This is a genomic window from Streptomyces sp. NPDC054770, from assembly GCF_053611985.1.
In genome coordinates, this window is sequence record NZ_JBSHBL010000058.1 from 27,944 (window position 1) to 40,940 (window position 12,997).

Annotated in this window: 9 protein-coding genes; 8 read left to right on the forward strand and 1 reads right to left on the reverse strand. The window is 73.0% G+C overall.

Translation table 11 applies throughout. The annotated features are described in order from the left end of the window. Positions 1-159 precede the first annotated feature (159 nt). From ACWGKQ_RS36995 to ACWGKQ_RS37030, 8 genes are all read left to right on the forward strand, one after another. Complete coding sequence (locus ACWGKQ_RS36995; RefSeq protein ID WP_453296426.1) at positions 160-1,194, forward strand: methionine ABC transporter ATP-binding protein; 1,035 nt, start codon at positions 160-162, stop codon at positions 1,192-1,194. Then, positions 1,191-1,916: a methionine ABC transporter permease gene (locus ACWGKQ_RS37000; RefSeq protein WP_453296427.1), complete on the forward strand. Its 726-nt coding sequence runs from the start codon at positions 1,191-1,193 to the stop codon at positions 1,914-1,916. The genes ACWGKQ_RS36995 and ACWGKQ_RS37000 overlap by 4 nt, the downstream gene beginning before the upstream one ends. Positions 1,917-2,004: 88 nt before the next feature. Next, positions 2,005-2,841 (forward strand): MetQ/NlpA family ABC transporter substrate-binding protein, encoded by an 837-nt coding sequence (locus ACWGKQ_RS37005; RefSeq protein WP_453296428.1) that lies wholly within the window; start codon positions 2,005-2,007, stop codon positions 2,839-2,841. 180 nt (positions 2,842-3,021) lie between these two features. Beyond that, positions 3,022-3,651, forward strand: a complete 630-nt coding sequence (locus ACWGKQ_RS37010; RefSeq protein WP_453296429.1) for a GNAT family N-acetyltransferase — start codon at positions 3,022-3,024, stop codon at positions 3,649-3,651. Positions 3,652-3,768: 117 nt separating this feature from the next. Beyond that, complete coding sequence (gene cbiE / locus ACWGKQ_RS37015; RefSeq protein WP_453296430.1) at positions 3,769-4,992, forward strand: precorrin-6y C5,15-methyltransferase (decarboxylating) subunit CbiE; 1,224 nt, start codon at positions 3,769-3,771, stop codon at positions 4,990-4,992. Positions 4,993-5,336: 344 nt separating this feature from the next. Further along, the gene (gene cobT, locus ACWGKQ_RS37020; protein ID WP_453296431.1) at positions 5,337-9,161 is read left to right on the forward strand and encodes a nicotinate-nucleotide--dimethylbenzimidazole phosphoribosyltransferase; all 3,825 of its coding nucleotides are present in this window, start codon (positions 5,337-5,339) and stop codon (positions 9,159-9,161) included. A 369-nt stretch (positions 9,162-9,530) separates the two neighbouring features. Continuing rightward, positions 9,531-10,763 carry a uroporphyrinogen-III C-methyltransferase gene (gene cobA, locus ACWGKQ_RS37025; protein ID WP_453296432.1) on the forward strand — a complete coding sequence of 411 codons (1,233 nt, stop codon included), beginning with the start codon at positions 9,531-9,533 and terminating at the stop codon, positions 10,761-10,763. A 79-nt stretch (positions 10,764-10,842) separates the two neighbouring features. Then, the gene (locus tag ACWGKQ_RS37030) at positions 10,843-11,661 is read left to right on the forward strand and encodes a TrmH family RNA methyltransferase (protein WP_365345547.1); all 819 of its coding nucleotides are present in this window, start codon (positions 10,843-10,845) and stop codon (positions 11,659-11,661) included. Between the two features lie 5 nt (positions 11,662-11,666). Here the strand turns inward: ACWGKQ_RS37030 and ACWGKQ_RS37035 are convergent, their stop codons facing one another. Further along, the gene (locus ACWGKQ_RS37035; RefSeq protein ID WP_453296457.1) at positions 11,667-12,989 is read right to left on the reverse strand and encodes a protein kinase domain-containing protein; all 1,323 of its coding nucleotides are present in this window, start codon (positions 12,987-12,989) and stop codon (positions 11,667-11,669) included. Positions 12,990-12,997: the final 8 nt, after the last annotated feature.

The following is a 12,997-nucleotide window of genomic DNA, read 5'->3' on the forward strand; positions in this document are numbered from 1 at the left end:
CGACGCCACGACGCCCGTACGTGACACGAGCCGCCCCCCCCGCGCACATGTTCTCCCCGGTTCAGCGCCCCTGCGAGGACCGTGCCGCGTCCCTGAACGAACGCACCCGTGCGCCCGGGCACACCCACGCCCGCGCACTCGACAGTGACGGAAACCCACGTGATCACCACCACGGGCCTGACCAAGGTCTACCGCTCGCGCGGCCGCGAGGTCACCGCCCTCGACGGCGTCGATCTGCATGTCCGCGAGGGCGAGGTGTACGGCGTCATCGGCCAGTCCGGCGCCGGCAAGTCCTCGCTCATCCGCTGCGTCAACCTGCTGGAGCGCCCCACCACCGGCACCGTGACGGTCGACGGACGGGACCTCACCGCCCTCGCCGGGCGCGGCCCCCGGGCCGGCAAGGAGCTGCGGCAGGCGCGCAGCCGTATCGGCATGGTCTTCCAGCACTTCAACCTGCTGTCCTCCCGGACCGTCCAGGACAACGTCGAGCTGCCGCTGGAAATCCTCGGAAAGTCAGGGAAGGAACGTTCCCGCAAGGCGCTTGAGCTGCTCGACCTGGTCGGGCTCGCCGACAAGGCGAAGGCCTACCCGGCCCAGCTCTCCGGCGGCCAGAAGCAGCGCGTCGGCATCGCCCGCGCCCTGGCCGGCGACCCCAAGGTGCTGCTCTCCGACGAGGCCACCAGCGCCCTCGACCCGGAGACCACCCGCTCCATCCTCCAGCTGCTGCGCGACCTGAACCGGCAGCTGGGCCTGACCGTCCTGCTCATCACGCACGAGATGGACGTCGTCAAGACGATCTGCGACTCGGCCGCGCTGATGGAGAAGGGGCGGATCGTCGAACACGGCACCGTCAGCGAGCTGCTCGCCACCCCGGGCTCCGAACTGGCCGCCGCGCTCTTCCCGGTCGGCGGCGAGGCCTCCGGCGACGACCGCACCGTCCTCGACGTCACCTTCCACGGCGAGGCCGCCACCCAGCCGGTCATCTCCCAGCTCTCCCGCACCTACAACATCGACATATCGATCCTCGGCGCCGCCATCGACACCGTCGGCGGCCTCCAGATCGGCCGGATGCGCATCGAACTGCCCGGCCGCTACGAGGACAACGTGGTGCCCATCGGCTTCCTGCGCGAGCAGGGTCTCCAGATCGACGTACTGGGCCGGGAGGCCCTGCTGGTGAAGGACGGTGCCCAGTGACCTGGTCCGAGATGCAGCCGCTGCTGTCCCAGGCGTGTTGGGACACGCTCTACATGGTCGGCTGGTCCACGCTGATCGCCGTCGTGGGTGGCCTTCCGCTCGGCGTCCTGCTCGTCCTCACCGACCGGGGCGGCCTGCTCCAGAACGTGCTGGCCAACAGGGTCATCGGGCAGATCGTGAACGTCGCACGCTCGATGCCGTTCATCATCCTGATGGTCGCGCTGATGAACTTCACCCGCTGGATCACCGGGACCACCATCGGCCGCGAGGCCGCCATCGTGCCGCTCGCGATCGGCGCCATCCCCTTCTTCGCCCGCCTCGTCGAGACGGCTGTCCGCGAAGTGGACGGCGGACTGGTCGAGGCCGTGCAGTCGATGGGCGGCAACACCTGGACCGTCGTACGCAAGGTCCTCGTACCCGAGTCGCTGCCCTCGCTCATCTCCTCCACCACGACCACGATCGTCGCGCTCATCGGCTACTCCGCCATGGCCGGCACGGTCGGCGCCGGCGGCCTCGGCGACATCGCCATCCGCTACGGCTACCAGCGGTTCGAGACCGAACTGATGTGGATCACGGTCGCCATCCTCGCCGTCGTCATCTCGGTCATCCAGTTCGCCGGCGACTACGCGGCCCGCTCCCTGCACCGCCGCGGCGGCCGGTCCGGTGCCGCGCCGAAACTGCGCCTGCTGAGGGCGTCCACGGCCACCGGCAAGACCGGCTGAGCCACGGCACCCGCCCCGGCACCCCCCCTCAAATTTCCCCGCACCACCAACCGCGGGGTCGCTCCACCCTTAAGGAAAGGCACTTTTCGTGCGTAACACCGCAAAGCTCACCGCCGCCGTCCTCACCGCAGGGGCCCTCACCATCGGGCTCACCGCCTGCGGCTCGGACAAGGACTCCGCCTCCGGCTCCTCCGACTACAGCGGACCGCTGGTCGTCGCCGCGAGCCCGACCCCGCACGCCGAGATCCTCGACTACATCAAGGACAACCTGGCGAAGAAGGCCGGACTCGACCTGGAGGTCAAGGAGTTCACCGACTACATCACGCCGAACACGGCGACCGAGGACGGCTCGGTGGACGCCAACTACTTCCAGAACAAGCCGTACCTCGACGACTTCAACAAGAAGCGCGGCACCCACATCGTGCCCGTCGTCACGGTGCACCTGGAGCCGCTCGGCCTCTACTCCCACAAGGTCAAGAGCGCCGACGCGCTGAAGAGCGGTGCGACGATCGCCGTCCCCAACGACGCGGTGAACGAGGCCCGCGCCCTCAAGCTGCTGGCCGCCAACGGGCTCATCACCCTCAAGGACGGCGCCGGCAGCGAGGCGACCCCGCAGGACATCGCCAAGAACCCCAAGAACCTCAAGTTCAAGGAGGTCGAGGCGGCCCAGACCGCGCGCTCCCTGGACGACGTGGACGCCGCGGTGATCAACGGCAACTACGCCATCTCGGCCGGCATCAAGCCCGCCAAGGACGCCCTCGTCCTGGAGTCCGCGAAGAACAGCCCCTACGGCAACTTCCTCGCGGTGAAGAAGGGCAACGAGAAGGACCCGCGGGTGACGAAGCTCGCCAAGCTCCTCACCTCGCCCGAGGTCAAGAAGTTCATCGAGGACAAGTACCAGGGCTCGGTCATCCCGTCCTTCTGACCGTCCTCGCCACCCGCTCTCCCGGCGGCACGTATACGGCGTATCGCCACGCACGGGGTCCACTCGGTCACCACGGGTGGACCCCGTCGTGCGGTTCGGTGGTTTCATGCTGCATGCTGGGCAGTTCGCAGGCCCGGCAGGTTTGGGCCTGAAGGATTTCCGAAGGTTACGGAGCGGCGCATGACTAGCACCTTCCCCAACATCTCCATCAGCACGGAGCGGTTGGTGCTGCGTGCCCTCGACGAGGACGACGTGCCCGCACTGGCCGAGATGATGAACGACGAGCAGGTGGGGGCCTGGACCGGCGTCCCCCAGCCGTACGGCGAGGACAGCGCCCGGCGCTGGATCACCGAGTACGCGCCGGCCGCGCGGCTCGCCGGGCGCGGACTCGACCTCGCGGTCACCGAGTTCCTCACCCAGCGCCTGGTCGGCGTCATCCGGCTCGCCAAGGCCGACTGGCGTATCCGGTCAGCCGACTTGTCGTACATCATCGCCCCCTGGGCGCGCGGTGAGGGCTATGCCTCCGAGGCCGCGCTGGCCGCCGCCCAGTGGCTCTTCGGCGACCAGAAGTTCGAACGCATCGAGCTGCGCACCGCCGCCGACAACACCGCCGCCCAGCAGGTGGCCCAGAAGATCGGCTGTATCAGCGAGGGCGTGCTGCGCAACGCCTGCATAGTCCACGTCCGCACCGAGGACGGCACTTGGGCGGACATGCGCACCGACTACATCGTGTGGAGCCTCCTTCCGGAGGATCTGGAGGGCGCGGGCGGGGAACTCGCCGACGGCGACGGCTTCACCTCCTGGAACTGACGGCGACGGGACTCGCCCCGGCACCCGCCGGACAACTCCACCAGGTACTCTCACGGAGCCCGCCCTCTGGGCCCCGACCCCGACGACGACCTGCGAAAGCTCTGGAGACTGACGACGATGGCCGACCGGGTCACGGTGATCGGCTGGGACGGCTCGCCCCTGACCGCCGCGGCACGCGGCGCGCTCGGCGCCGCCACGCTCGTCGCGGGCGCGGCCCACCATCTGGCGCTCCCCGAAGTGCCGCCCCGAGCCGAACGCATCCGCCTCGGCAGCGTCGCCCTCGCCGCCCGCCGCATCGCCGGCCACCGCGGCACCGCCGTGGTGCTCGCCGACGGCGACCCCGGCTTCTTCGGCGTCGTACGGACCCTGCGCGCACCCGAGTTCGGCCTGGAGGTCGAGGTCGTGCCCGCCGTCTCCTCGGTGGCCACCGCCTTCGCCCGCGCCGGCATGCCCTGGGACGACGCCGAGGTGGTCGTCGCCCACCGGCGCACCCTGCGCCGCGCGGTGAACGTGTGCCGTGCCCACACCAAGGTCGCCGTCCTCACCTCACCGGGCGCCGGCCCCGCCGAACTCGGGCTGCTGATGGAGGGCGTGCACCGCACCTTCGTGATCTGCGAGGAACTCGGCACCGAACGCGAGCAGGTCTCCGTCGTCACCTCCGACAAGGCCGCCGACCACACCTGGCGCGACCCCAACGTCGTCATCGTCATCGGCGGCTCGGCCGGACCGGTGCCGACGGGCGAGGGCGGCTGGATCGCCGGCCGGGACCCGTCGGCGGGCCCGCGCGGCTGGGTGCAGCCCGATGCCGAGTACGGCGACGGAACCCCGCTCGGCGAAGGGGAGACGGATCTGCTGCGGGCCGCCCAACTCGCCCGGCTGGGGCCCCGGGTGGGCGACCTGGTCTGGGACATCGGCTGCGGCAGCGGCGCGTTCGCCACCGAGGCCGCCCGGGCCGGCGCCGCCGTCATCGCCGTCGACCGGGACCTCGCGGCCTGCGTCCGCAGCGACGCGGCCGCCCGCAGGTTCGGGGTCCAGCTCCAGATCGTGCACGGCGGCGCCCCGCACGTGCTGGAGAACCTGCCCGAGCCCGATGTCGTCCGGGTCGGGGGCGGGGGAGCAGCGGTGGTCTCCGCGGTCGCCGACCGCCGGCCGCAGCGCATCGTCGCGCACGCCGCCACCCGGGACGCGGCGGAACTCATCGGCCGCGACCTGACCGAGCACGGATACGACGTCGAGTGCGCCCTGTTGCAGTCCGTCGGACTCGACACCAGGGCCTGGACGGAGACCGAGCGGAACGTCGCGTTCCTGCTCAGCGGCGTTCTACCTGAGCGCGCCCCGTGATCCTGTTGTCATACTGCGCGCGGTAGGCTGGCCGATCGCTGCACTGCACCGGTGGCCCGGAAATTCGTTCGTCAATGTCCGGAAAACACGCCCCTTTTGGAGCGGGTGTGGTACGGCAGAACCGGGGACGCGCAACGTGGCGCAGTCCACAGCGGGCTGTCGCGGATCACGCTGTCGCGACGGTCGAACGGCCGGGACAATGCCACTGAATGGCTTTGTCGCCTTTTCCGGCGGGTCGTTCGTGCCGCTGGGCACGCACGCTCGTTCTTCACTGCGGGACGGTCGGTGCGCCGTCCCTGGCGAGCTGGTCGTAGAAGGCACTAACCGATGGGCGAGGGGTACGCATGACGGACACCGGCCAGGTCCCGGGCGAGGGACTGCCGGAGAGCGCAGGCATGGTGGAGCAGCCGGGCGTTCCCGGGCACGGCGCGTACACCTACCTCTCCGAGTCGCCTGCCGAGGACGAAGACCTGCTGCTCCCCGGCGCCCAGGGCGCCTGGGGCAACGAAGTTCCGCCGCCGGCCCCGGAGCCGGTCGTCGAAGCCGTCCACGAGCCCGGTCCGCACGAGACGGGCGGCCGGGACAGCGGCTCGGTCGACCTCACCGCCGTCCGGCTGCCCAGCTCGGTACCGGCGTCCCCGATCCTCTCCGTGCCGCACGACCCGGCGACCGCCCCGGCGCCGCGCCGCCCGCTGCACCTCGGCCCGCCGATCCCCGACGCCTCCACCAGTCCGGTCCGCTCCCTCGCCGACCGCGGCCCGGCCGGCGCACCGGTACGGCAGCCGGGCCCGGCGGCGGGTCCCGAGTACCTCGACGTCCAGCCGCCGCACGAGGCCGTACCGCAGCCCGCCGCGGCCTGGGGCGCGCCGCAGACCGTCCCGCAGGCGGCAGCAGTGCAGACGGCAGCCGTACAGACGGCACCGCAGGCCGCTCCGGTGGCCCAGGTGGCCGCACAGGCCCAGGCTGCCGAAACGGTTGTTCCGGCTGCGGAGACGGTTGCCGTCGCGGCGTCCGCCGTCCCCGCCGCTCCGGCTGTTCCCGAGCCGCAGCCGCAGCCCGCGGTCGCCCACGAGCTTCATGCCGCCGATCCGTCCGGCGCCGCCCAGGCGGCCGTCGCCCGGCTCACCACGGCGGCCGTGGCCACGGGCATCGCGACGGAGCCGCAGGCTCCGGCGGCCGGCGTCGGCGTGCAGCCCGAGAACGCGTACGGTCCCCAGGACGCGGCCCAGCAGGTCGAGCCGGTCGCGCATGTCGAGGCGGGCGTTCCGGCACCGGCGGCCGAGTTCGCCGGCGAGCTGGGCGAGCTGGGGGTGGAGCCGGTGGCGCCGCAGGTCGCGCAGTCGCCGGACATCGCACAGGTGCCTCAGGTACCTCAGGTTCCGCAGTTCCCTGAGGTTCCGGGCATCGCGGAAGTTCCGCAGGGTCCGGACGCGGTGCACGCTCCCGGCGCCGACACGGCACCCGGTGAGCCTGCCGTACCCGAGGCCGCGCCGGTGCTGGAGGAGACCGGTCAGCGGTCCGTGGAGCCGGTGGTGGTCCCGGAGCCGGTCGCCGAGGCCGTGGTGACCGAGCCGGAGCAGCTCGTGCAGCCGGCCTTGCCGGAGCAGCAGCAGGCCGCGGTGCCGGTCGGGGCCGAGCTGGGCCCGGAGACCGTCGCCCCCGAGCCCGGCCCGGCGCCGGAAGCCGTCGCGCCGGAGGCTGTCGCGCCAGAAGCCGTCGCGCCACAAGCCGTTGCGCCCGAGGCCGTCGCTCCCGAGTCCGTTCCGGTCCCGGAGGCCTTCGTGGCCGAGGCCGCCCAGTCGGTGCCTGCCGCACCGCCCGTGCCGGTACAGCCCGAGGAGGCTGCCGCCGAGGAGCCCGCCCAGGCCCCCGCGCCCGTCGTCGCCGAGGCCCCGCAGTTCCCCGAGTCGCCGGAGCCTCTCGCCCCGGCCGCCCCGGAGGCCGAGCAGGTGGCCCCGGCCGTCCCGGCCGCTCCGGCCGGGATCCCCGCCCCGGCCGCCGTACCGTCGGCCGAGACGACCCCCGAGGCGCAGCCCGTCCAGCCGGTCGAGGTGCCCCTCGCCGGCCCGCAGACCCAGGGCACCGGGCCCGCCCCCGCGGAGCCTCCGGCGGCCCCGGAGCCCCTGGCCGCCGCCGTCCCGGCGGAGCCCGCGCCGGAGGAGCAGCCCCTGGGCGAGTTCGTCCCCGTGGACGGCCAGGTGCCGACCACCCCGCACCTCGCCCCCACCCCGCCCCACCCGCTGGTGCTCCCCGCGCAGGACCAGGGCGGCGAGTCGCTTCCCGGGCAGGCCGCGACGGTCCCCGGGCCCCGTGAGGCCGAACCCGCTCCGCTGCCGGAGCACCCCGATGTCGTACAGCAAGCGGAGGACCTGGACACCAGGGCCGCCGACCAGGAAGAGAGCACGGCCCCCGTGGCAGAAGCACGTCAGTCCACCGGCCCGGCCGCGCCCGCCTACGACGACGCCGAGCGCGAGGCCGTTCTCAAGGTCATGCGCGAGCGCCGTGACATCCGCAACGGCTTCCGCAGCGACCCCATCCCGCACGAGGTGCTGCTGCGTGTCCTGGAGGCCGCCCACACCGCGCCCTCCGTCGGCCACTCCCAGCCCTGGGACTTCGTCGTCATCCGCTCGGCCGACACCCGCCGCTCGATGCACGAACTGGCCATGCGCCAGCGCGACGCGTACGCCAAGTCCCTCCCCAAGGGCCGCGCGAAGCAGTTCAAGGAACTGAAGATCGAGGCGATCCTCGACACCCCGGTGAACATCGTCGTCACCGCCGACCCGACCCGGGGCGGCCGGCACACCCTCGGCCGGCACACCCAGCCGCAGATGGCGCCGTACTCCGCCGCCCTCGCCGTCGAGAACCTCTGGCTCGCGGCCCGCGCCGAGGGCCTCGGCGTCGGCTGGGTCAGCTTCTTCGACGAGCGCGAGATGGTCCGCGCCCTCGGCCTGCCCGAGCACCTGGAGGTCATCGCCTACCTGTGCGTCGGCTACGTCGACGAGTTCCCGGACGAGCCCGAGCTGATGCAGGCGGGCTGGTCCAAGCGCCGCCCGCTGTCCTGGGTGGTCCACGAGGAGACGTACGGCCGCCGCGCGCTGCCCGGCGAGGACCCGCACGACCTGCTCGCCGAGACCGTCGCCAGCGTCCGCCCGCTGGACGCCAAGGCGCTCGGCGAGGCCTGGGAGCGGCAGAAGCGGATGACCAAGCCGGCCGGCGCGCTCGGCATGCTGGAGATCATCTCCGCTCAGCTGTCCGGCCTGTCCCGCCAGTGCCCGCCGCCGATCCCGGAGCCCGCGGCCGTCGCGATCTTCGCCGGCGACCACGGGGTGCACGCCCAGGGCGTCACGCCGTGGCCGCAGGAGGTCACCGCGCAGATGGTGGCCAACTTCCTGGGCGGGGGAGCGGTCTGCAACGCGTTCGCCGGCCAGGTGGGCGCCGAGGTGTGCGTGGTCGACGTGGGCGTCGCGTCCGAACTGCCCGCCACGCCCGGCCTCCTCCCGCGCAAGGTCCGTGCGGGCACCTCCGACATGACCACCGGCCCCGCGATGACCCGCGAGGAGGCCAAGCAGGCCATCGAGGTGGGCATCGAGACGGCCCGCGACCTGGTGGCGGCCGGCAACAAGGCGCTCCTCACCGGCGAGATGGGCATCGCGAACACCACCGCGTCCGCGGCCCTGATCTCCGTCTTCACGGGCGCCGACCCCGCCGAGGTCACCGGCCGCGGCACCGGCATCAACGACGAGACCCTCGCCCGCAAGACCGAGGTGGTCCGCCGTGCCCTGGACCTCCACCAGCCGGACCCGGCCGACCCGATCGGCGTCCTCGCCGCGATCGGCGGTTTCGAACACGCCGCGATGGTCGGCCTGTTGCTGGGCGGCGCGTCCCTGCGCACCCCGGTGATCCTCGACGGCGTCAGCGCGGGCGCCGCCGCCCTCGTGGCCCGCGCCATCGCCCCGGAGGTCCTGGCCGCCTGCATCGCCGGCCACCGCAGCGCGGAACCGGGCCACGTGGCCGCCCTGAACAAACTGGGCCTGCGCCCCCTGGTCGACCTCGACCTCCGTCTGGGCGAGGGCACGGGCGCCCTGCTGGCCCTCCCGCTGGTCCAGAGCACGGCAAGGGCCATGCACGAGGTGGCGACGTTCGACTCGGCGGGCGTCACGGAGAAGTAGGAGCGGCGTCCCCGCGTTCCTACACCGCCCGACCGGCCGTTTGTGGCTGTGGCTGTGGCTGTGGCTGTGGCTGTGGCTGTGGCTGTGGCTGTGGCTGTGGCTGCGGCTCTGGCTGCGAGGTGGCTGTCCCGGTTTCCTATGGCTGTTGGCTGTTGGCTGCGGGACGGCAGCACCGGCTTCCTCTTCGGCCGACCGGGTGGTTGTGGGCAGGCGTTCCGCAGGGCGGAACGGGTGGGCACAACCACCCACAGCCCTGCACCCGGCCACGCAGCCCAGCCACCGGACACCCGAGCCGTCCCAAATCCCCGCCCCGTAAAATCTGCACGTCAGGGCATCGCACCACCGCCACCAACAGGGAGCCGCCCCCTCATGGCCGAACACCCCGCCTACCCCGTAGGCCTCCGCCTCTCAGGCCGCCGCGTGGTCGTCCTCGGCGGCGGTCAGGTAGCCCAGCGGCGCCTCCCCGCCCTCATCGCGGCCGGCGCCGACATCACCCTGGTATCCCCCGAGGCGACCCCCTCGGTCGAAGCGATGGCGGACGCCGGTGAGATCACCTGGGCCCGGCGCCCCTACCAGGACGGCGACCTCGCCGACGCCTGGTACGCCCTGATCGCCACCAGCGACCCCGCCGCCAACACCGCCGCCTCCGCCGAGGCGGAGCGCCACCGCGTCTGGTGCGTGCGTTCCGACGACGCCGACCAGGCCACCGCCTGGACCCCGGCGACCGGCCACAGCGAGGGCGTCACGGTCGCCGTCCTCACCACCGACGCACGCGGCCGCGACCCCCGCCACACCGCCGCCATCAGGGACGCGGTCGTCGAAGGCCTGCGCGACGGCACCCTCGTCGCCCCCCACCACCGCACCCGCACCCCCGGCGTCGCCCTGGTCGGCGGCGGCCCCGGCGACCCCGACCTGATCACGGTGCGCGGCCGCCGCCTGCTGGCCGCGGCCGACGTCGTCATCGCCGACCGCCTCGGCCCCCGCGACCTCCTCGCCGAACTCCCGCCGCACGTCGAGGTGATCGACGCGGCGAAGATCCCGTACGGCCGCTACATGGCCCAGGAGGCCATCAACAACGCCCTGATCGAACACGCCAAGCAGGGCAAGTCGGTCGTACGGCTCAAGGGCGGTGACCCCTATGTCTTCGGCCGGGGCATGGAGGAGGTCCAGGCGCTCGCCGAGGCCGGTATTCCCTGCACGGTCGTCCCCGGCATCTCCAGCTCCATCTCCGTACCGTCCGCCGCCGGCATCCCGGTCACTCACCGGGGCGTCGCACACGAGTTCACGGTGGTCAGCGGCCACGTCGCGCCGGACGACGAGCGCTCGCTGGCCGACTGGCCGTCCCTCGCGAAGCTCACCGGGACCCTCGTCGTCCTGATGGGCGTCGACAAGATCGGGAAGATCGCCGAGACCCTGGTCGCGCACGGCAAGTCCCCGGACACGCCCGTCGCCCTGGTCCAGGAAGGCACGACGGCCGCTCAACGCCGGGTCGACGCGACCCTCGCCACGGTCGCGGAGGTCGTCCGCGCGGAGGAAGTGAAACCCCCGGCGGTCATCGTGATCGGCGAGGTCGTGAACGTCGGCCCGCGGACGTCGCCCTGAAGGGCAGCGGCGTAACCCCGGGTAACACAACCCGCTCCAGACCATTGGCACCCCACCCAGGACAAGGCAGTATCACCCTGTGGCCGATCTCATCACCGTTGAGGATCCCGACGACCCGCGCCTCCGTGACTACACGGGCCTGACCGACGTCGAGTTGCGCCGCAAGCGCGAACCGGCCGAGGGCCTGTTCATCGCCGAGGGCGAGAAGGTCATCCGCAGGGCGAAGGACGCGGGCTACGAGATGCGTTCCATGCTGCTGTCCGCCAAGTGGGTCGACGTCATGCGCGACGTCATAGACGAACTCCCAGCCCCCGTCTACGCGGTCAGCCCGGAGCTCGCCGAGAAGGTCACCGGCTACCACGTGCACCGCGGCGCGCTCGCCTCCATGCAGCGCAAACCGCTGCCGACGGCGACCGAACTGCTGCGCACCGCCCGCCGGGTCGTCGTCATGGAGTCGGTCAACGACCACACCAACATCGGCGCGATCTTCCGCTCGGCGGCGGCCCTCGGCATGGACGCGGTGCTGCTGTCCCCCGACTGCGCCGACCCGCTCTACCGCCGCAGCGTGAAGGTCTCGATGGGCGCGGTCTTCTCCGTGCCGTACGCCCGTCTCGACACCTGGCCCAAGGGGCTGGACTCGGTCCGCGAGGCCGGCTTCACGCTGCTCGCCCTCACCCCGGACGAGAAGGCCCGCAGCCTGGACGAGGCGGCCCCGCACCGGATGGACAGGGTCGCCCTGATGCTCGGCGCGGAGGGCGACGGCCTCTCCACCCAGGCCCTGGTCGCCGCCGACGAATGGGTGCGCATCCCGATGTCCCACGGCGTCGACTCCCTCAACGTGGGCGCGGCGGCCGCGGTCGCCTTCTACGCGGTGACCGCCGGCCGCCCCGAGGCGTAGCCCCGCTACTCCCTGAGGGCCACGGCCTTCGCGGGTACGGCACCGCCACCCGGCACACTCATCCCGTGCGCCGGGCCGGAGCAGCCCTGGGCCAGCGCGATCCCGAGCGCCACCATCAGGGTCACCACGACGAACACGAACAGCCGCTGGCGCAGCAGCCGCGGATTGGCCGGCCGCCGTCCGGTACCCGTGGGACGCGGCGCCGGCCGCCCGGAACCACCGCGCGACGCGGGCCCCCGCCCGGTCCCGTTCCCGGGCCGGGTGCCGTTGCCGCGCGGGGCGGGCGTGGGGCGGGCGCCGTTCGGCCGCGACGGCACACCGCCGGTCGGGCGCGGGCCGCTGCCGCCGCGCGAGGGGGCGTTGCCCCGCACCGGCGTGCCCGACGGGGGCTGCGGCCGGCGCTGGGTGCGCTGCGGCTCCGGGTAGGTCTCGGTGAGCCGCCCGGTGGGCCGGTCCGCCTCCGCGGCACGCGGCGCGGGCGGCCGTACGTCGGCCAGCCCGTGCGCCTCGCGGGCGGCGATCTCCTTCAGCCGGAGCGACAGCTGGAGCGTGCTCGGCCGTTCCTCCGGGTCCTTGGCCAGACACGCCCGCACCAGCGGAGCGAGCGCGTCCGGCACCCCGTGCAGCGCGGGTTCCTCGTGGACGACCCGGTAGAGCATCACCTCGGAACTGCCGTGCCCGAAGGGCGAGTCACCGGTCGAGGCGTAGGCGAGGGTCGCGCCGAGCGAGAAGACGTCCGTGGCCGGGGTGACGGCCGCTCCGCGCACCTGCTCGGGCGCGAGGAACCCGGGGGAGCCGACCGCCGTACCGACGTGCGTGAGGGTGGAGGCCCCGGTGGCCCAGGCGATGCCGAAGTCGATGATCCGCGGTCCCTTCGGGGACAGCAGGATGTTGGACGGCTTGAGGTCCCGGTGCACGACCCCGGCCTCGTGCACGGCGACCAGGCCCTCGGACAGCGCCGCGCCGACGGCCGCCGCCTCGGCGGTGCCCAGCGGGCCCTCGTCGGCGACCTTGTCGTGCAGCGAGGGGCCGGGTACGTACTGGGTGGCGAACCACGGCCGCTCGGCGTCCAGATCCGCCGCGACCAGCCGTGCCGTGCAACCGCCCCTGATCCGCCGGGCCGCCGAGACCTCACGGGCGAAACGCGACCGGAACTCCTGGTCCTCCGCCAGATCGGGCCGGATCACCTTCAGCGCGACCCGCTGCCCCTTCTTGTCGGAGCCGAGGTAGACCACGCCCATACCGCCGGCGCCGAGCCTTCTGTGAAGCCTGAACGAGCCGACGACGCGCGGGTCCTCGCGCCTCAGGCGCATCATCGCCATGTTCATCCCCGCTG